Source organism: Streptomyces soli (assembly GCF_003999195.1).
Lineage (GTDB): Bacteria > Actinomycetota > Actinomycetes > Streptomycetales > Streptomycetaceae > Actinacidiphila > Actinacidiphila soli.
In genome coordinates, this window is record NZ_RJVR01000224.1 from 26,981 (window position 1) to 46,285 (window position 19,305).

Consider the following 19,305-nt stretch of genomic DNA (forward strand, 5'->3'; position numbering starts at 1 on the left):
GTATCAACCCGGTGGCCCCCGCGTTGGCGAATGCGCTCCAGGGACGCCACGGGTGTCCGCTACCGCGCGCTGCCCCTGACTCCGGAACGAATTTACAGCCGGCTCAACGAAAACCAGTCGGTGCCGGCGGCCTGAGCAAACGAACACCGAAAAACTCGAAGACGCCGCGGCGGCGGTAATCGTCGGCCAGAAGGTTCTGCCAGGACTGGAGCGGGAGTACGAAACGTGGCAGGAGACACAACGCCGCTGCCGCCGAATATGCCGGGTACTCGGCGCCGAGATCTCTCCGCCGACGCCCCCTGCAACCCGAGTGGGATGTCGTATACCGATTCGACTCGATAGCTTTTGACGGTCCCGCGACCCAGCAGGTTGTCAGCGGCGGCACACAACCAACGGATCCGCTTGTGACCGTTGTGGTTACCCACCGCGTCCACCCGAACCACGTCGACGACTTTCTCGATTGGCAGCGCCACATGAGCCAGGAGGAGAGCAAATGCGGTCTTGTCGTATCGGGTGGCGAGACCGCCGCCACTGCTTGAGTTTGAAGGGCATCTTCATCTGGTCCGCAAGGTGATCCGAGGAAACGGCCCTAGCCCGCTTGCCGGTCCCGCACGGCGTCGGCCACGGACGCGGCGGCACGGACGAGCGCCGCCGTGGCCGTCGAACGGGACTGCTGCGGCCAGGCGATGACGAGGACCGCGGGCGGTGCCTCCGGGACCGGCCGGTAGACGACGCCCGGGCGCGGATAGCGGGCGGCGACGGAGGCGGGCAGCAGGGGGGTGAGGCCGCCCAGTCCGACGAGCGTGAGCAGTTGGGCGAGGTCGCGGCCCTCGCTGCGGATCTCGTCGCGGAACCGGTGCAGATCGCCGGGGCGCAGGCCGAGGTCGGCGAGGGCCAGACGGTCCCGGGCGGCGAGCGGGTGGGTGGCGGCGAGGGCCGCGACGCGCGGTTCGGCGGCCAGCGTCTCGGTGTCCAGGCCGGTGCGGTCGAAGGGCTCGTGGACCAGGGCCGCGTCGGCTTCCCCCCGGCGCAGGAGTCGCGGCTGTTCGTGCCAGCCGCACAGCCGTACGGCGGCCGGTACGGCCGTCGGCTCGGACGCGTAGCGCGCCAGGATCGGCTCCAGCAGTCCCGCGTCCCCGTCGGCCTTGACGGCCAGGACCAGCTTCGGCTCCGGGGCGGCCGCGCGCTGAGCCCGCCGCTCGGCGGCTTGCAGGGCGTCCAGGGCGATCCTCGCCTCCTCGAGGAGCACCGTTCCGGCCGGGGTCAGCGCCACGCTGTGGGTGGTCCGCTCGAAGAGGGTGACGCCCATCTCCGACTCCAACTGGCGGATCGCGCGAGACAGGGGCGGCGGGGAGATGCCCAGCCGCTCAGCGGCGCGGGCGAAGTTGAGCTCCTCGGCGACGGCGACGAAGTAGCGCAGCGGGCGGGATTCCACGCTCTCCCCCTCTGTTCGGTATTGCCCTGAGGGTAACAAGCGGGAGCGGATCGGTCCTTCAGTTCGGGCACGCCACGCAGCAGGCTCGACGACATCCAGTGAAGCATCTCTCTTGGAGTTGTTCATGATCGTCGTTACCACCCCGACCGGCCAGATCGGCCGGCAGGTCCTCGACCACCTCCTCGACGCGCCGGACGGCACGGCGGGGATCCGGGTGATCGCCCGCGACCCCGCTCGCCTCTCCCCGCGGGTGCGCGAACACGTCGAGGTCGTACCGGGATCGCACGCCGACCCCGCCGTTCTGAAGGAGGCATGCGCGGGCGCCGACCGCCTGTTCTGGCTGGTGCCCCCGACACCCTCGGCTGACAGCGTCGAGGGCCACTTCCGCGACTTCACCGAGCCACTGCGCGAGGTGATCGGGCGCCAGGGCGTCGAGCGGGTCGTCGGCGTCTCCACCCTGGGCCGCGGAGTGGCGAAGAACGCCGGGCAGATATCGGCGTCGCTCGCCATGGACGAGGCGATCGCGGCCACGGGTGTGCACTACCGGGCGCTGTGCCCGCCGTTCCTGATGGAGAACCTGCTGGGCCAGGCCGAGTCGATCCGCAACGCTGGCGTGTTCTTCCTGGCGGCGGAGGAGGACCGCGTTCTGCGCACCTGCGCCACCCGCGATATCGCCGCAACGGCGGCCCGACTGCTGCTCGACGGCTCCTGGACCGGGCAGGACGACGTCCCGCTGGTCGGACCCGACGACCTGTCTCCCGAGGGCATGGCACGGATCGTCTCCGAGGTGCTGGACCGTCCGGTGCACGTCCAGCGGACCAGCAGCGCGGACTACAGGGCGACGGCGCTGCGCTTCGGGGCGAGCGAGGGCTGGGCGCAGGGACTGTCCGACATGGTGGAGGCCCTGAACGACCAGGGCTTCTACGGTGCCGTCGAGCCAAGCACCTTGGAGTCCGCGCCCACCCGCTTCCGCCAGTGGTGCGAGGACGTGCTCAGGCCGGCCGTCCTGGCCTAGGGCTTTCGGATCAGGCCGGCTCCGAGACGCCGGGCCCGCGGTCCCGGGATGATCCGAAAGATACGCCCTATTCGCCCGTATAGAAACCGGTGGTCGCTGCCGTCGTCGCCTCTACGACGCCCGCGTCCGCGCCCGAGGCGGCATACGCGGCGCCCCACGCCGCCAGGCTGCCCGCAGCGGCCAATTCGGGATACAGGTTCGAGTTCACCTCAGCAGTTTGCCCAGAGGCTTCTCCGGCGACCAGTCGTTGACCTTGGGCTGCCGCGTCCGCGTCTCACCCGTCGGTCAATCGACCGAGTGAAGTGCCTCTACTGGCCACCCGGCCTGGGCGCGGTCCGGATCGCGCGGCGGTAGGTGGCCCAGTCCTGCAGTTCGGCATTCGCTGTCGACTCCATCTCTTCCAGGAGGCGCTGACGGCTGTCGGAGTCCCGTTCCGCCTCGGGGATCAGCCGGTAGCGCTGTATCGCGAGACGCAGTCTTGACCAGGCTTCCGCCGCTACGACGTGGCGCTCGGAGTGGCCGAAGACCTGGCGGGATCCGCCGATGAAGACGGTTGCCCCCGCCACGGTGGCGGTGACGATCGCAGGCGCGCGGGTGCCGGCGGCGACGACGGTGGCAGCCCCGGTGATCAGGGCGCTGAGCTCGGTAGTCCAATGCCACCGGCGCGCACGGTCACGGCTGCGCGCGTACCAGGCCAGGTCCGTGAGTGCCTGCGCCAGGAGGGGATCGTCGTCGGCCGGGGGCGGGAGTGGCGTCCGTCTGCGTCTGAACACGCGAACATCTTGCCTGAGTTCAGAGGTCCGGGACCAACGCGAAAGTGCTTGGGGCCGCGTACCGCGTCAGCGGCGGCGCGGTACGCGGCCGTGGGGTTGCTCCGGGGCTGGGCGGGTGATTACGGCCGGCGTGGGGCGGGTTTGCGGGCTCTTGCCGGAGACGGTGAGTGGCTGGCCGAAGTGGCGGATGTCCAGGGGTTCCCCTTCGACCAGGGTGTAGGCGGTCTGCGAGTCGGTGATCTCGACGTGCAGGCGGCGGCCCAGCACCTGCAACGTGAAGGCGAGGCGCTTGAGTTTCTCGGGCAGCCTGGGTGCGAAGTCGAGGAGCCCGTCGCGCTGTCGCATTCCGCCGAAGCCGGCGACCAGGGCCGTCCAGGTGCCGGCGAGGGAGGCGATGTGGAGGCCGTCGCGGGTGTTGTTCTCCAGATCGTTGAGATCCATCAGGGCCGCCTCGCCCAAGTAGTCGTAGGCCAGGCGCAGGTGGCCGACCTCGGCGGCCATGACGGCCTGGACACACGCCGACAGGGAGGAATCCCGTACGGTCAGCTGCTCGTAGTAGGCGAAGTTGCGCGCTTTCTGCTCGTCGTCGAAGACGTCGCCGCGAAAGAACATCGCCAGCACCAGGTCAGCCTGCTTGATCACCTGCTTGCGGTACAGGTCGAAGTACGGATAATGCAGCATGAGGGGGTAGTGCTCGGGTGGCGTGCCGGCGAAATCCCATACCTGGTGGCGGGTGAAGCCGGCCGACTGTTCGTGGACTCCCAGAGCGCTGTCGTACGGCACGGTCATGGCCGCGGCGGCGTCCCGCCAGGCGGCGGTCTCCTCGTCGTCGACGCCCAGGGCCGCGCCCTGCTCCACGTGGCGCTCGACGGCGTCGACGGCGGCTCTCAGGTTCGCCTGGGCCATGAGGTTGGTGTAGGCGTTGTCGTCCGAGATCGCGCTGTACTCGTCGGGCCCGGTGACCCCGTCGATGTGGAAGTGGCCGTCGGGGTCGTGGTGGCCGGTGGAGCGCCACAGGCGAGCGGTCTCCACCAGCAGTTCCACGCCGGTCTCGCGCTCGAAGTCCTCGTCGCCGGTGAGCGAGACGTAGCGTACGACGGCGTCGGCGATGTCGGCGTTGATGTGGAAGGCGGCGGTGCCGGCCGGCCAGTAGCCGGAGCATTCGGATCCGTCGATGGTCCGCCAGGGGAAGGTGGCTCCCCGCAGGCCCAGCGTGCGGGCGCGGTCCCGGGCGGCGGGCAGGGTGGCCTGCCGCCAGCGCAGCACCTCGGCGACGGAGTCCGGGGATGTGTAGGTGAGCAGTGGCAGGACGAAGCTCTCGGTGTCCCAGAAGGAGTGCCCGTCGTATCCGGAACCGGTCAGGCCCTTGGACGGGATCGCACGCTGCTCGGCGCGGGCGCCGGCCTGCAGCACGTGGAAGAGGGCGAAGCGGACGGCCTGCTGGATCTGGGCGTCGCCGTCGATCTCGACGTCGGCGCGCGCCCAGAAGGCGTCCAGGTATTCGCGCTGCTCGTCGGCCAGACCCTGCCAGCCGCTGACGCGCGCGCCGGCGAGGGCGGCTTCCACCTGGTCGCGTACGGCAGGCAGCGAACGCACGCCTGACCAGCCGTAGGAGACCAGCTTCACCAGCCGCAGCGTCTCTCCCGGCGCCAGTTCGGAGGTGATGGTGAACCGGCTGGTGTCATCGTTGCTCTCGCTGGAGGCCTCGGTGGACGGCGGCCCGTGCACGAGGTGGTCGGCAGCCGCCGCGACCCGCAGGCCGCTGAGGGCGGTGCAGTGCACCAGGCGCAGTCGGGTGCCCTCGGCGAGGTGTTCCTCGGGCTGCAGCGGGGACTCCAGTACGGCGGAGACCCGGGGGTCGCCGTCGGCTTGCGGCAACTGCTCGTTGGCCACCAGTTCGGACTGGACGACGAGGCGGATGTCGGTGTCCAGTGCCTCGACCTCGTAGGAGATGGCGGCGATGGCTCGCTGCGTGAGGGAGACCAGCCGGGTGGAGCGCACCCGGACGGTGCTGCCCGCCGGGGACGTCCACTCGCAGGTACGTTGCAGGAGCCCGCTGCGCAGGTCGAGCACACGTTCGTGCGAGCGCAACCGCCCGTAGCGCACATCGAACGGCTCGTCGTCGACCAGCAGCCGGATGATCTTGCCGTCGGTCACGTTGATGACCGTCTGGCCGGATTCCGGGAAGCCGTAACCGGCCTCGGCGTACGGCATCGGATGCAGTTCGTGGACGCCGTTGAGGTAGGAGCCGGGCAGGCCGTGCGGCTCGCCCTCGTCGAGATTGCCGCGCCAGCCGACGTGGCCGTTGGACAGGGCGAAGACCGACTCGCTCTGCGCGATCACGTCGAGGTCGAGCCCGGTCTCGCGCAGGGACCAGGGCTCGACGGTGAAGGAGGAGTGGCTGATCACGCGTCCTCCTCCAGCAGCTCGGCGAGGTCCTGTACGACGATGTCGGCGCCGTGCGAGCGCAGGGCGTCGGCCTGGCCGACGCGGTCGACCCCCACGACATACCCGAAGTGGCCGGCCCGGCCGGCGTCCATGCCGGCCAACGCGTCCTCGAAGACGGCCGCCTCCCCCGCCTCGACGCCCAGCTCGCGCGCGGCCTCGAGGAAGGTGTCGGGGTGCGGTTTGCCGGGGAGCTTGCGCTCGGCGGCCACGACACCGTCGATGCGCACCTCGAAGAGCTTGTCCATGCCGACGGAGACCAGGACGTCGCGGCAGTTGGCGCTGGAGGAGACCACGGCCGTCCTCAGGCCGACCGCGCGCACGGCCTCGACGTAGCGGACGGAGCCCGGGTACGCCTCGACGCCCTCCGTGCGGATCTTCTCCAGCAGAAGCACGTTCTTGCGGTTGCCCAGGCCGTGCACCGTGTCCCGGTCGGGGGGATCGTCGGCGACGCCCTCGGGCAGTTCGATGCCGCGCGAGGCCAGGAAAGCCCGCACCCCGTCGGCGCGCGGGCGCCCGTCGACGTACTCGTCGTAGTCGGCCACCGCGTCGAAGGGGCGAAATCCCGCCCCGTCACGGCGGCGCAGGAAGTCGTCGAACGTCTGCTTCCACGCGGCGGCGTGGACGACCGCGGTCTTCGTCAGCACGCCGTCGAGGTCGAACAGGCAAGCCCGGATGCCGTCCGGGAGACCGGTCTTCGTCATGGAACCCGCCTCCCCCCACATCGCCCCCGGCATGCCTGCTGCCGTCCCGGACCAGCCGGACGCGTGAGGACCTGTCAGCCATCCCGTCGCACCGGCGGTCAGCCCCGGGTTCGCGCGGGCGGTGCGACCAGGGCCTGGGTAAGGGGGATCCGGGCGAGGTGTACGGCTCCGTAGAGGACCAGAGCGGCCCCTGCCATCTCGGGGATCAGCCACCAGCCGGTGCGTACTCCCTCTCCGAACAGGGTGACGCCCAGTGAAAGGCTGACCAGGGCATCGCCCAGGGTGAGAGCAGGTTGGGATGCCACCAGAGGGCCGGACTGTACGGCGTTCTGCAACAGGAACAGCGCGCAAACGCCGACGGCGGCGAAGGCGTAGGTCTGCCAGGCCAGGAAGAAACCGGCGGCACCGCCAGTCTGCCAGGCGTGTGTGGCGTCCTTGAGCAGGGCCGCGGTGAGTGCGTAGCCGATGGCGGCAGCGGCGGCGAAGCAGGCGGCGCGGACACGGCCCTCGGGGCGCCGCAGCGCGACATGGACGAGAACCGCCATGGTCCCGACGCAGCAGACCATGACCAGAACCCAGCCGGTCCCCGTGGGCCGGTCGATCCCGTTCGAAGGAGCCGCGGCAGCCAGCGCGATCCCCAGCCCGGCGGCGATGCACGTCACGGCGACCCAACCGTGCCGGGTCACCCGCCGCCGCAGCACCACTCCAGCGATCAGCAGCGCGAACGGCAGCTCCAGCACGAAGATCGGCTGTACGACGGCCAGCGCCCCGTTGAGCAGGGCCAGCGCCTGGAAACCCGCCGCCGCCACGACCGCGGCCATGCCGCCCAGCCACACCGGCCGGTGCAGCAAATCGATGACCAGCTTCAGCCGGAAGCCCTCGTCGAGCGGCACATCCAGCGCCGCCCGGCGCTGCAGAACGGTCGCCATCGCATTGCTCCCCGCGGCCAACAGCGCGAAGACAACCGAAACCAGGGACCCCACCGGCTTCTCCCTCCTGCGGCTGCTCCGGGCGCACATACGTCCACGCCCATGCTCCCGCAGCCTCGCAGTGCCTGCCCCCCAGGCAGGCGGCGGCATGCCGGGTCGAGGCACCACTTCCCGCGCCCGAACCAGGAGCGTCCGGTCGTGGTCCTGCGGGTGCACCACCGGATCTGCCAGCGCGTTCCGGTACCAGGCGGGATGCTCGGCGCGCCGCCGGCGGACGCGACCACGGCGTAGGTGGCGTCGCGTCCGACCCGAAACAGGGGGTCTTGCGGATCTTGCCGGTCTTCGCGCCCTTGGTGGTGAGGATGACGACCGGACGGCCCTCCAGCGGTCCGCCTTCGCGGCCGTCGGTCGCCTCGTACAGGGCGACCTGGTCGCGGACGCGTTCGCCCGGGCTCGGCGCGGCGGTGCCTCCGCCCGCCGTGGGCACAGCCAGTCCCATCCCGGCCTGGCTGTGCTCACGGCGGGCGGAGCGCCGTGGACCCCGAGGTCGTCGCATTGGTACCGAGGGCCCCGTCGGGTGGTCAGGCGGGGCCCTCGGGGTCTACGTCGCGACGGCAGGGGGCCTCCCGTCATCGCGATGGTGGGGCGGGAAAACGGTCAGCGGGCGGCGTGCCTGGCCAGGGCGTGGTCGGCCCTGGGCTACTGCTCGACCGCGGCGGGCTCGCCCTTGCGGACGAAGGTGTTGTAGAGCACGGCGGCGACGACGCCACCGGCTATCGGTCCCGCGAGGGAGATCCACCAGCCGCCGTAGGAGCCGGAGGCGATCATCGGGCCGAGGCCGCGGGCCGGGTTGACGGCGGCGCCGTCCGTCGGGCCGCCGATGAAGACGGCCGTGGCGAGGGCGAAGCCGACCACGAGGGGGGCGGTGGCGGGCCGAGAGCCGCTGGGCCAGCTTGTACAGCCATGGTTCGCGTCCTTAACTGAGACCGACGAGCTTGGGCTGTGCATCGGGTGGATCGACCGCCGGAACGGGCGTCCGTCGCCGCCGGTCTACCTGTGCTGGCCGCGCAGTTCCTTCACCGCGAGTTCCAGGCGCCTGCCGAAGTCGGCGTCGGCCTGGCTGAAGTTGCTGATCGCCCGGTCGACGATGTCGTCACGGTCGGCGGAGACGCCGGAGATGGCGTTCGCCAGGTTGGTGACCAGGCGGTCCTTCGCGTCCTGCGGCATCAGCCGGTAGAGCTCGCCGGCCTGGACGAAGTCGTTGTCCTCGGCGTGCGTCGGCGCGGCGTGGTTGCCGGTGTAGCCGTTGACCGCAGTGGCCGACCACAGCGGACGGTCGGTCTGGACCGGTCCGCCGAAGCTGTTCGGCTCGTAGTTCTTCGCCCTGCGGTGGCGGCCGTCGTACATGGCGCCGTCGCGTCCGTAGGTCTGCGACTCGGTGGCGTGCGGGGTGTTGACCGGCAGGTGGTCGGCGTTGACACCGACCCGGTAGCGGTGGGCGTCCGCGTACGCGAACAGGCGGCCCTGGAGCATCTTGTCCGGGGACGGCCCGATACCGGGCACGAAGTGGGCCGGCGAGAAGATCGACTGCTCGACCTCGGCGAAGACGTTGTCGGGGTTGCGGTTGAGCTCGAGCTTGCCGATCTCGATCGGCGGGTAGTCCGCGTGCGGCCACACCTTGGTGAGGTCGAACGGGTTGAAGCGGTAGTTCGCCGCGTCGGCCGCCGGCATGATCTGCACCTGCACGGTCCAGGACGGGAACTCGCCGCGCTCGATGGCCTCGCGCAGGTCACGCTGGTGGCTGTCGGGGTCGGCGCCCGCCAGGACCGCGGCCTCCTCCGCGGGGAGGTTCTTGATGCCCTGGTTGGTCTTGAAGTGGTACTTGACCCAGAAGACCTCGCCGGCCTCGTTGTTCCACTGGTACGTGTGCGACCCGTACCCGTTCATGTGGCGGAACGAGGCCGGGATGCCGCGGTCGCCGAACAGCCAGGTCACCTGGTGCGTCGCTTCCGGCGACAGACCCCAGAAGTCCCAGACGTTGTCCGCTTCCTGCGAGCCGGTGTACGGGTCGCGCTTCTGGGTGTGGATGAAGTCGGGGAACTTGCTGGCGTCCTTGATGAAGAACACCGGGGTGTTGTTGCCGACGAGGTCGTAGTTGCCCTCTTCGGTGTAGAACTTCAGCGCCCAGCCACGCGGGTCCCGCACGGCGTCCGCCGAGCCGAGGCTGCCCGCGACGGTGGACATCCGCAGGAAGGTCTCGGTCTGCTTGCCGACCTCGGACAGGAACTTCGCCCGGGTCCACTGGCTGACGTCCCGGGTCAGCGTGAAGGTGCCGTACGCACCGGCGCCACGGGCGTGCACGATCCGCTCCGGGATCCGCTCCCGGTTGAAGTGCGCCAGCTTCTCGAACAGCTGCTGGTCCTGGAAGAGCAGAGGCCCACCAGGGCCGGCCGTCTCGGTGTTCTGGTTGTCCGCGAGGGGTGCGCCCGCCTCGGTGGTGAGGGTGGGACGGGCGGGGTGCTGTGTGGTCATTTCGAAACCTCCGGTGATCCGATCACTGAGAGACTCGGTCCTAGTCTGGACTAGGTCCAATCTGGAACCAGCATAAAAACGGGCAACTCATTGCATGAACCAATGAAAGGTATGGATAAGGCAATATGTGCTTTCCGCCACAATCGGTGAGCGCAGGGTGACCGATCGCCGCGCGAGGGGGTGGGCGATGGCTGGCAGCGGCCAGTAGAAGGGGTCGGGCAATCGACCCGGCCGGGATCCATTTCGTGGCGGCTCAGCGGTCTGGGAATCGCCAGACCAACGGAAACGGCGAGGGAGGGCGACGGGAACCCCGTTCCCGCCCGCCACTCCCGCCAGACGCGCCGGGAGCGCGAGCGAGCAGAGCGGGAGCGGCTGATTGTCACGGCCGCGCGGGAGCTGGCCGAGGCCGAGGGATGGGACGCGGTGACCACGCGGCGGCTCGCCACGGAGATCGAGTACAGCCAGCCGGTGCTCTACAGCCACTTCAAGGGCAAGGACGCGATCATGGCCGCGGTCTCGATGCAGGGCTTCGCCGAGCTCGCCGACGAGTTGCGCGCGGCCCGTACGGCGGCGACGGACTCACGGCAGGCCCTCGCCGATGTCGCCGCGACGTACGCCGCGTTCGCCGAGCAACGACCCGCGCTGTACGACGCGATGTTCACGCACGCCGTCGACCTGACGTTCGCCAGTCCCGAAACGCCGGCCGCGCTGCAGGAGGCCTTCGCCGAGCTGCGCGGACAGCGGCGGCCCGCTTTTCGCCGGGAGCGTGGCGCTGGGTATCACGTCCGGCGGGAGCGGTGACTGCACCAACGGCGGCGTGACGTTCTTCCAGCCGGTGGCCAAGGCGCTGGCCGCGCTGGGGGTGAGGCTGACCGTTGACAGTGGCGGTACGGCCGCCTCCTCCGCTGCCGCCACCGCGGCCCCCACGGCGTCGCAGGGCAGCGCGGCCGCCGTCCCGCAGGCCACGCCGACCGCGATGGCGACCCAGAGCGGCGCGACGGTCGGGGTAACAGGCGGGGCCACGGGTGGCGCGACCGGTGGCGTCACCACGGCCGGCGGGCCCATTGACCTGCGCGCGGCGTGGCCCGGGCTGCCGACGGCAGCCGTGGGGCTGGGGGCTGTGCTGGCCACCCGGTGGAGCCGCCCGGGCCAGGGCCGCAGGCGCCAGCGGGTGCGTGAGCTGCCGCCGATCGAGCGCTGGGATCCTAACGGCCCCAGTCCCCTGCCGCCGTTCGACACTTCACGCGGCTACCCGGGGGGTTGACGCCTGCGGCCGTGTGCTAGCCTCCGCTCACCTTGTGGCGTACGCCTCGGGCGGCCTCGGTGAACCTGGTGCCGTGTGATGGTGGAGGCCGTCCTGACGCTCCGGCAGATCGCCGTGGCGGTCATACAGCGGGGTGCCAGTGCCCCCGGCTAATTGAACAAGCCCGATGACGTCCGTCGCGAGAGCACGGGCTCCGGCTGCTGCGTGTGACCACGGGGACGGTGGGAGCCGCGATCGGCGACGGCGTTTCGGGACGCATCCCCGAACACCCGCCGAGAGGATCCACGCCATGCACAGTGCCAGAGCCGCCCGACTGCGTACCACCGCAGCATTGATACCCGTGGTTGCGATAGTCGCCGGCGCCACGGCCTGTGGCGGGTCCGGCTCCGGGAGCAGCGGCCCGGCGACGGTGGGGATCGCGATGCCGACGAAGGTGTCGCAGCGCTGGATCGCCGACGGAAACAGTCTGGTGAAGCAGTTCCAGGCCAAGGGCTACAAGACGGACCTGAAGTACGCCGACAACAGCGCCGACACGCAGGCCGACCAGATCCGGACCATGATCAACAACGGCGACAAGCTGCTGATCATCGCCTCCATCGACGGGTCCGGGCTCGGCGACGTGCTGGTGAATGCCAGGCAGAAGGGGATCAAGGTCATCTCGTACGACCGGCTGCTGCTGGCGTCGAACGACGTGGACTACTACGCGACCTTCGACAACTTCAAGGTCGGTGAGCTGCAGGCCGATGCCATCGTGCAGAAGCTGGGGTTGAAGGACGGCAGCACGACGGGCCCGTACACCATCGAGCTGTTCGCGGGCTCGCCCGACGACAACAACACGCAGTATTTCTTCAACGGTGCGATGAAAGTGCTGCAGCCGTACATCGACAAGAAGCAGCTGGTCATCGGGAGCGGCCAGAAGCGCATCACGCAGGTGGCGACGCTGCGCTGGGACGTCACCTACGCGGCGCAGCGGCTGGCGCTCATTCTGAAGGAGAACTACGCCAACCAGCACCTGGACGCGGTGCTTGCGCCGTACGACGGCATTTCGCGGAGCCTCATCCAGACGCTGAAGAACGACGGGTACGGTACGGCGGCCAAGCCACTGCCGGTGGTGACGGGGCAGGACGCGGAGGTCGACTCGGTGAAGTCGATCATCAAGGGCGAGCAGACGGAGACGGTCTACAAGGACACCCGCAAGCTGGCCAAGGTGACGTTCGAGATGGGCAACGCGCTGCTGAGCGGCAAGAAGCCGCCGGTGAACGACACCAAGACGTATGACAACGGCAACAAGATCGTGCCGGCGTATCTGCTGCAGCCGGTGAGTGTCGAAAAGAGCAACTACAAGAAGGAGCTCATCGACAGCGGCTACATCAAGGCCTCCGACCTCAAGTAGCGGTCGCGTAGAGCTCGTCGATCTCCGCCGCGTACGCCCTGACGATGGCGCGGCGGCGGAGCTTGAGCGAGGGCGTCAGGAGACCGTCGGCGACCGTGAACTCCGAGGGCAGGATCCGGAAGACGCGGATGGACTCGGCGCGGGAGACCGCGGTGTTGGCGGTGGAGACCGCGCGCTGGATCTCGGCGCGTACGGCGGCGTCGATGGCGGTGGCGGCCCGGGGGCGGTTGAGGGTGCCGGTCGCGGAGTGGCTTCCGTTGAGGTGCCGCCAGTGCTCTATGGCCTCGGGGTCGAGGGTGATGAGCGCCGCGATGTAGGGGCGGTTGTCGCCGACCATGACGCATTGGGAGATCAGCGGGTGGGCCCGCAGTCGCTCTTCGAGCAGCTGCGGGCCCACGCTTTTACCGCCACTGGTGATGATGATGTCCTTCTTGCGGCCCGTGATGATCAGATAGCCGTCCTCGTCGAGGCGGCCGAGGTCACCGGTGGCGAGCCAGCCGTCGCGCAGGACGGCGTCGGTGGCCGCCGTGTCGTCGAGGTAGCCGGCGAAGACGGTTTCGCCGCTGACCCAGACTTCGCCGTCCCGGGCGATGCGTACGGAGGCGCCGGGCAGGGCGCGGCCGACGGTGCCGTAGCGGGCGCGGGCGACGGGCTGGGCGGTGATGCAGGCGGTGGTCTCGGTGAGGCCGTAGCCGTCGTAGACGTTGATGCCGGCGCCGGCGAAGGTCAGGGCGACCTCACGGCTGAGGGGGGAGCCGCCGGACACGGCGTGGCGTACCCGGCCGCCCAAGACCGCACGTAGTCGCGCGTAGACCAGATGGTCGAAGGTGGCGTGGGCGGCGCGGAGGAAGGGCCCGGGACCGTGGCCCTGGCCGAGGTTGCGGCGCTCGACGGCCTCGGCGTAGCGCTGGGCGATCTCGGTGGCGCGGTCGAAGAGGCGGGCGCGACCGGACCGTTCGGCGTTGCGGCGGGCGCCTTGGAAGATCTTCTCGAAGACGTACGGCACGGCCAGCAGGAAGGTGGGCCGGAAGGAGGCGAGAGCCGGCAGCAGGGCCGCGGGGGCGAGGTCGGGCTGGTGGCCGAGGATGACACCGCCGCGCAGGCAGCCGACCTGGACCATGAGGCCGTAGATGTGGGACAGCGGCAGGAAGGCGAGCACGGAGGGCTGTTGGCCGAGCGGGGCGAAGATCTCGCTGAAGCCGGCGACGAGGGTGTCGCACTCGGCGGCCAGGTTGGCGTGGGTGATGACGCAGCCCTTGGGCCGCCCGGTGGTCCCGGAGGTGTAGGAGATGACGGCGGTGGATCCGGGTTCGACGGCCCAGCGCAGGCGGTTGACGGCGTCGTCGGGGACGCGGCGGCCCTGCTCGGTGATCTGACGTACGCAGTCGTCGTCGAGCTGCCAGATGCGCTGCAGGTCGGTCATACCGCCGCAGGCGGCGCCGACGGTCATGGCATGGTCCTCGTGCTCGACCACGACAGCGGTCACCTGGGAGTGGGTGAGGATCCAGCGGACCTGCTCGGCGGAGGAGGTCGGGTAGACGGGGACGAGTTGGGCGCCGATGGACCACAGGGCGTAGCTGAACTGGGTCCATTCGTAGCGGGTTCTGGCCATGAGGGCGACGCGGTCGCCGAAGCCGATACCGTTGATGACCAGGCCCTTGGCGAGAGCCATCACCTCGTCGCGGAAGGTACGGGCGGTGACCTGGTGCCACGTGCCGGGGTCCTCGGGGTCGCGGCGGGCGAGCTGCGGCAGGCCCGGATAGCGCTGGGCCACGTCGTACACGGAGTCGGCCAGTCCGCCCGAGCGAAGCGGTTCGACCAGGGGCGGGAAGCTGAACTGGCGCACCGCACTTCCCTTCCGCTGGCTGTCCCCCGGTCAGTGCCGCACCACGGCCAAATGGGCGGCAGAGAGGGAAAAATACCGGTCTTCGGCACGCTTGCCCAGAGGCGGTGCCAAAGGTGTGCTCTCGCCCCTTGAGGCTACTCGCCGCGGACGTACCGCAGGACCGGGATCAGCTGTTCCTCGGTGGCGCCGGCCGGGTCTGGCTCGACGCAGTCGTTCAGCTGTTTGGTGAGGGCCTCGGCGTCAATGCCCGAGCTGATCATGACGAGTTGGGTTGCGCGGTCGTCGGTACGGTCCCAGGGGGCGGGCTGGAAGCGGAGGTAGCCGCCGACGGCGTGCAGGGTGTACTTGCGCTGACCGGCGTCGGGGGCGAACTGGACGACGCCCTTCATCCGGTAGAGGCCGGCGGGGCGGCTGTCGAGGAAGTCCGTGAAGGCGCGAGGGGCCAGCGGCTGTTCGCAGCTGAACTCGGCGCTGTCGTAGAGGGCTTGAAGGTGGCGGCTGTGCTCGCCCTCGTCCTCGTCGGTCTCGTCGTCCCCGTTGCCTGTGAGGTCGTAACTGACCCGGATCTGCGGGCCGTTGCCGACCGTGCTGCCGGCGTCGACGTACAGGTCGAACTGGGTGGAGCCGCCGGTGTAGGTGCCGGTGTAGGTGCCGGTCACACCGGTCCTGGTGAACGTCTGCTGCTGGTAGGGGGTGCCGTCGTGGAATGGGGGGAGGTCGCCGGTTTTAAGAGCGTTCTCAGGGTTTTGTAAGTGCATCCACGCACGGCTTCAATGACTCGCGCACGTCAACTTCTTGAAGACAGCACCCGTGCGGGTGAACACCACCCCCGAGCAGAACCGTGCGCTGCGCGCCGCTGTCTTCCCGGGCGTTCGCAGCGACCCCCAGGAGGCGTCCGTGACCGATCATCACCGGGTTCCCGCGCAGCGCGATGGCACGGCATACGTACGCATCACGGCGGCGGACGAGGACACGGCGTACCGCATCGCCGACCTGATCGCCGACCACCACCCCGCGACCGCGCCCACCCTGCGGCGCACCTCCGGCGGCCTGGTCGCCTGCACGCTCCGGGCGAGCACGCTGCCCGATCTCACCTCAGGGGGTGCCCCATTGGGCGAGTGAGCCGAAGTGGAGCGACCGCTGTCGAAATGGGGGCACTCCCCCAGCCTTCGGCCGGGGGGACCCATGCGGTGCCGCAGCGGCGGACCGAGCCCCGGAACAGGTTCTACAGAACCCGTTGCCCCTTTCCCAGCGCTATGATCCCGTTCGCCGAGGCGTGGTACAGCTCGCGGTCGCGATCCGGGTTTACCCCGACCGTGGCGCCAGGGGGCACGACGACGTTCTTGTCGAGGATCGCGCGCCGCACGATGGCCCCACGGCCTATCCGGACGTTGTCGTGGAGGACGGAGCCCTGGACGACGGCGCCCTCCTCCACCACGACGCCGGGCGAGAGGACGGACTGGGTGACCTGGCCGCTGATGATGCAGCCGGGGGCGACCATGGACTCGCTCGCGATGCCGCCCGCCACGAACTTGGCCGGGGGCAGCCGCAGGGAGTGGGTGTAGAGCGGCCATTCGCGGTTGTAGAGGTTGAAGACGGGGTGGACGGAGATCAGGTCCATGTGCGAGTCGTAGTACTGGTCCAGGGTGCCGACGTCACGCCAGTAGCCGTGGTCGCGGGCGGTTTCGCCGGGGACGTGGTTGTCGTCGAAGTCGTAGACCTGGACCTGGCCCTTCTCGGTGAGCATGGGCAGGATGCTGCCGCCCATGTCGTGCACCGAGTCGTCGTCCTCCGCGTCCTGGTACAGGGCGTCCAGCAGCACCTTTGTCGTGAAGATGTAGTTCCCCATGGAGGCGTACACGCGGTCCGGGTCACCGGCCAGACCCGGCGGGTCGGCGGGCTTCTCGAGAAAACGCTCGACGCGGATGCCGTCCGGACCCGGCGTGATGATGCCGAAGGACGAGGCCTGCTCGCGCGGTATCCGTATCCCCGCGACCGTGGCGCCGGCGCCGCTCTCGATGTGCTGCTTGAGCATTTGACGCGGATCCATGCGGTACACGTGGTCGGCGCCGAAGACGACGATGTAGTCAGGCTGTTCGTCATGCACGAGGTTCAGCGACTGGTAGATGGCGTCGGCGCTGCCGAGGAACCAGCGGGGGCCGAGCCGCTGCTGCGCCGGCACCGGGGTGACGTAGTTGCCGAGGAGGTTGGACATCCGCCAGGTGGTGGTGATGTGGCGGTCGAGGGAGTGCGACTTGTACTGCGTCAGGACGCAGATCCGCATGACGTCGCCGTTGACGAGGTTGGACAGGACGAAGTCAACCAGCCGGTACGCGCCACCGAAGAGCACGGCCGGTTTGGCACGGTCGGCGGTCAGCGGCATGAGCCGCTTGCCCTCTCCGCCCGCCAGTACGATTCCCAGCACCGAAGGTCCGCCACGCATCGCCGCCCCCTTGCAACTGTTCCGCTGTTGTCAGAATTTGAGGATCTCCTCGTACACGCGCACCGTACGTCGGGCCACAGCGTCCCACCCGAACTCGCGCGCCGCGCGCTCCCGCCCGGCCTCACCCATCCGCGCTGCCGTCGCCGGGTCGGCGACCACCGTGTTCACGGCTGCCGCCAGGGCCGTTTCGAATCCGGCCGGGTCCTTCTCCTCGTACGGGACGAGCAGTCCGGTGTCGCCGTCCTCGACCACTTCGGGGATGCCGCCGACCGCCGAGGCGACGACGGCGGTGCCGCAGGCCATGGCTTCGAGGTTGACGATGCCGAGCGGCTCGTACACCGAGGGGCAGACGAACACCGCCGCGTGGGTGAGGATCTGGACGACCTCGGGACGCGGCAGCATCTCGGGAATCCAGATCACGCCGTCGCGCAGCTCCCGCAGTTCGGTGACCAGGTCGCGGAACTCGCGGTCGATGGCCGGGGTGTCGGGGGCGCCGGCGCACAGCACGAGCTGGGTCGCGGGGTCGAGGTGGCGCGCGGCGCGCAGCAGGTGGGGGACGCCCTTCTGGCGCGTGATACGGCCGACGAAGAGGGCGTACGGGCGGGCGGGATCGATGCCGTGCGCGCGCAGGGCATCGGTGCCGGGGTCGGGGCGGTAGAGGCGGGTGTCGATGCCGTTGTGGACGACGTGGACGCGCGCGGGATCGAGGGTGGGGTAGCAGTCGAGGATGTCGGCGCGCATGCCGTGGGAGACGGCGATGACGGCGTCGGCGGCCTCGATCGCGGTGCGCTCGGCCCAGCTGGAGAGGGCGTATCCGCCGCCGAGTTGCTCGGCCTTCCAGGGGCGCAGGGGTTCGAGGGAGTGGGCGGTCATCACGTGCGGGATGCCGTGGAGGAGCTTGGCGAGGTGGCCGCCGAGGTTGGCGTACCAGGTGTGCGAGTGCACGAGGTCGCGGCCGGTGAGCGCGGCGGCCATGGAGAGGTCGACGGACAGGCTGCGCAGAGCCTCGTTGGCGCCGGCGAGCTCGGCAGCGGCCTCATGGCGGAACACGGAGTCGTCGCCGCTCTCGCCCGAGCCGGCCCAGCAGTGCACCTGCAGGTCGGTGAGGGCGCGTAGTTCGCGGGCGAGGAACTCCACGTGGACGCCCGCTCCGCCGTAGACGTCCGGCGGGTATTCGCGCGTGAGCAGTCCGACCTTCACGGGCGCCTCCTGGTTCTGTCGCCGCGTACTGACATTGATGCCCCGGGAATGGGATTTGATCCGTACGAACGTTTGCCTATCGCTTCCGCATCCGCAAGGAGGTCCAGCTCGCGTCGGCGGTCCAACCTCCGTCGACGGGAAGGGCGACGCCATTGACGAAGCCGCTGCGGGCGGGATCGGCCAGGAAGCAGACGGCGGAGGCGATGTCGCCCGGGGCGGCGAAACGGCCCATCGGCACCTGGCCGATGATGTCGTCGTCGGTGTAGCCGCCGGAGGCCTGGTCGGCCTCGTCCATCTCGGTCTTGACCCAGCCGGGGCACACCGCGTTGACCCGCACGCCCCGCCCGCCCCACTCGGCGGCCAGCGTCCGGGTCAGGCCGACCAGGCCGTGCTTACTGGCGTTGTACGCGGCCCGGTCGGACACCCCGCGCAGCCCGGCGATGGACGCGATGTTGACGATCGAGCCGCCGCCGGCCTCGAGCATGAGGCGCCCCAGGGCGCGGGACAGCAGAAACGGGCCTGTGAGGTTGACCTCCAGGACCCGGCGCCACTGGTCGGCGGTGGTCTCCTCGGCGGGGCTCAACAGGGAGACCCCGGCGTTGTTGACCAGTACATCTGCGCCGCGGCCGAACTGCTCACTGACCCGGGCGGCGAGCGCATCGGCATACGCGTCCGCCGCGACGTCTCCGGTGACGGCGATGGCGTCGGCGCCCGCCTCGCGTACGGCAGTCAGGGTGTCGGAGGGCTCGCGGAGGTCGGCCAGCACCAGCGCGTAGCCCTCGGCGGCGAGCGCCTCGGCGACCTGGCGGCCGATGCCCTGGGCGGCGCCGGTGACGACGGCTACGGGGGACTTCGTCCGGGGGCTCATGAGTTCAGCTCCGCGACGCCTGCGAGCAGATAGGCGGCGCCGTCGCGCAGGGCGGGGTAGCAGGCGCGGACGGCTTCGGCGTTCAGCGGCATGTCCTCGGGGGTCCTTTCATGATCGTGCCCGATGCACGCCCAAGCCTGGACCCCGGCAGCTCACAGGGGAAGAGGGCGGCGTTGTCGGCGCGCCCCTGCGACCGCTGCGCGCCCTGCCGGGCGGCGTTGTCGGCGCGGCACTATCGAACACATGGCGGTGGAGCCGGTCAGCAGTTGCGACGTGTGCGGACGGGACGACGGGACCGTCCGCGACTGCGGCATCCGCCACATCCCGCTGGCGGTGTGCGACGGCTGCTTCGCCGACATGGCGACCGCCCGCCGCGGCGCGCTGCCGCGCCCGCTCAGCGCCGGGGAACTGCTGGCCGCTGCGCGGGGCGGGCGTACGAAGGGCTAGCTGGTCGGACG

The 19,305-nt window shown here is 70.1% G+C and carries 18 protein-coding genes and 2 pseudogenes; 6 read left to right on the top strand and 14 right to left on the bottom strand.

What is annotated here, in order from left to right; translation table 11 throughout:
* Window positions 1-589: 589 nt before the first annotated feature.
* Window positions 590-1,435, bottom strand: a complete 846-nt coding sequence (locus tag EFK10_RS21840; RefSeq protein ID WP_127357342.1) for a LysR family transcriptional regulator — start codon at window positions 1,433-1,435, stop codon at window positions 590-592.
* 124 nt (window positions 1,436-1,559) lie between these two features.
* Here EFK10_RS21840 and EFK10_RS21845 point away from each other — a divergent pair, with 124 nt between their 5' ends.
* Complete coding sequence (locus EFK10_RS21845) at window positions 1,560-2,450, top strand: NAD(P)H-binding protein (RefSeq protein ID WP_127357343.1); 891 nt, start codon at window positions 1,560-1,562, stop codon at window positions 2,448-2,450.
* 67 nt (window positions 2,451-2,517) lie between these two features.
* Here EFK10_RS21845 and EFK10_RS48805 read toward each other — a convergent pair whose 3' ends face one another.
* The 8 genes and pseudogenes from EFK10_RS48805 to EFK10_RS21885 form a co-directional block, all read right to left on the bottom strand.
* Window positions 2,518-2,658, bottom strand: a complete 141-nt coding sequence (locus EFK10_RS48805; RefSeq protein ID WP_206305537.1) for a hypothetical protein — start codon at window positions 2,656-2,658, stop codon at window positions 2,518-2,520.
* Window positions 2,659-2,758: 100 nt separating this feature from the next.
* Complete coding sequence (locus tag EFK10_RS21855; RefSeq protein ID WP_127357344.1) at window positions 2,759-3,223, bottom strand: SLATT domain-containing protein; 465 nt, start codon at window positions 3,221-3,223, stop codon at window positions 2,759-2,761.
* A 66-nt stretch (window positions 3,224-3,289) separates the two neighbouring features.
* On the bottom strand, window positions 3,290-5,632 hold the full coding sequence (locus tag EFK10_RS21860; RefSeq protein ID WP_127357345.1) for a glycoside hydrolase family 65 protein: 2,343 nt from the start codon (window positions 5,630-5,632) through the stop codon (window positions 3,290-3,292).
* Window positions 5,629-6,372 (bottom strand): HAD family hydrolase, encoded by a 744-nt coding sequence (locus tag EFK10_RS21865; RefSeq protein WP_127357391.1) that lies wholly within the window; start codon window positions 6,370-6,372, stop codon window positions 5,629-5,631. Before EFK10_RS21865 ends, EFK10_RS21860 begins: the two co-directional genes overlap by 4 nt.
* 98 nt (window positions 6,373-6,470) lie before the next feature.
* Window positions 6,471-7,301, bottom strand: a complete 831-nt coding sequence (locus EFK10_RS21870; protein WP_240677382.1) for a DMT family transporter — start codon at window positions 7,299-7,301, stop codon at window positions 6,471-6,473.
* A 322-nt stretch (window positions 7,302-7,623) separates the two neighbouring features.
* Window positions 7,624-7,857: pseudogene (locus EFK10_RS53375) on the bottom strand (nitroreductase/quinone reductase family protein); the annotation flags it as partial.
* 143 nt (window positions 7,858-8,000) lie between these two features.
* The gene (locus EFK10_RS21880; protein ID WP_127357347.1) at window positions 8,001-8,309 is read right to left on the bottom strand and encodes an aquaporin; all 309 of its coding nucleotides are present in this window, start codon (window positions 8,307-8,309) and stop codon (window positions 8,001-8,003) included.
* A gap of 42 nt (window positions 8,310-8,351) precedes the next feature.
* Complete coding sequence (locus EFK10_RS21885; RefSeq protein ID WP_127357348.1) at window positions 8,352-9,833, bottom strand: catalase; 1,482 nt, start codon at window positions 9,831-9,833, stop codon at window positions 8,352-8,354.
* Window positions 9,834-10,205: 372 nt separating this feature from the next.
* On the opposite strand from EFK10_RS21885, the pseudogene EFK10_RS21890 reads away from it, so the two are divergent.
* The 3 genes and pseudogenes from EFK10_RS21890 to chvE all read left to right on the top strand — a co-directional run.
* Window positions 10,206-10,565: pseudogene (locus tag EFK10_RS21890) on the top strand (TetR/AcrR family transcriptional regulator); the annotation flags it as partial.
* Window positions 10,566-10,599: 34 nt separating this feature from the next.
* Window positions 10,600-11,097 carry a hypothetical protein gene (locus EFK10_RS21895; RefSeq protein ID WP_127357349.1) on the top strand — a complete coding sequence of 166 codons (498 nt, stop codon included), beginning with the start codon at window positions 10,600-10,602 and terminating at the stop codon, window positions 11,095-11,097.
* Between the two features lie 289 nt (window positions 11,098-11,386).
* The gene (chvE, locus tag EFK10_RS21900; RefSeq protein ID WP_127357350.1) at window positions 11,387-12,490 is read left to right on the top strand and encodes a multiple monosaccharide ABC transporter substrate-binding protein; all 1,104 of its coding nucleotides are present in this window, start codon (window positions 11,387-11,389) and stop codon (window positions 12,488-12,490) included.
* Here the strand turns inward: chvE and EFK10_RS21905 are convergent.
* Entirely contained in the window at window positions 12,483-14,336 is a 1,854-nt protein-coding gene (locus EFK10_RS21905) for an AMP-dependent synthetase/ligase (protein ID WP_127357351.1), read from the bottom strand. The two genes, chvE and EFK10_RS21905, sit on opposite strands and share 8 nt — an antisense overlap.
* A 134-nt stretch (window positions 14,337-14,470) precedes the next feature.
* Complete coding sequence (locus tag EFK10_RS21910) at window positions 14,471-15,094, bottom strand: GTP-binding protein (RefSeq protein ID WP_127357352.1); 624 nt, start codon at window positions 15,092-15,094, stop codon at window positions 14,471-14,473.
* Between the two features lie 37 nt (window positions 15,095-15,131).
* Here EFK10_RS21910 and EFK10_RS21915 point away from each other — a divergent pair, with 37 nt between their 5' ends.
* Complete coding sequence (locus EFK10_RS21915) at window positions 15,132-15,458, top strand: hypothetical protein (protein WP_127357353.1); 327 nt, start codon at window positions 15,132-15,134, stop codon at window positions 15,456-15,458.
* A 103-nt stretch (window positions 15,459-15,561) separates the two neighbouring features.
* Here EFK10_RS21915 and glgC read toward each other — a convergent pair whose 3' ends face one another.
* The 3 genes from glgC to EFK10_RS21930 form a co-directional block, all read right to left on the bottom strand.
* Complete coding sequence (gene glgC, locus EFK10_RS21920) at window positions 15,562-16,779, bottom strand: glucose-1-phosphate adenylyltransferase (protein WP_127357354.1); 1,218 nt, start codon at window positions 16,777-16,779, stop codon at window positions 15,562-15,564.
* A gap of 30 nt (window positions 16,780-16,809) precedes the next feature.
* Complete coding sequence (glgA, locus tag EFK10_RS21925; protein ID WP_127357355.1) at window positions 16,810-17,979, bottom strand: glycogen synthase; 1,170 nt, start codon at window positions 17,977-17,979, stop codon at window positions 16,810-16,812.
* Between the two features lie 76 nt (window positions 17,980-18,055).
* Window positions 18,056-18,847, bottom strand: a complete 792-nt coding sequence (locus EFK10_RS21930; protein ID WP_127357356.1) for an SDR family NAD(P)-dependent oxidoreductase — start codon at window positions 18,845-18,847, stop codon at window positions 18,056-18,058.
* Window positions 18,848-19,090: 243 nt separating this feature from the next.
* Between EFK10_RS21930 and EFK10_RS47655 the strand changes: the two genes are divergently transcribed.
* Window positions 19,091-19,294, top strand: coding sequence for a hypothetical protein (locus EFK10_RS47655; protein ID WP_164836103.1), 204 nt, complete (start codon window positions 19,091-19,093; stop codon window positions 19,292-19,294).
* Window positions 19,295-19,305 lie beyond the last annotated feature (11 nt).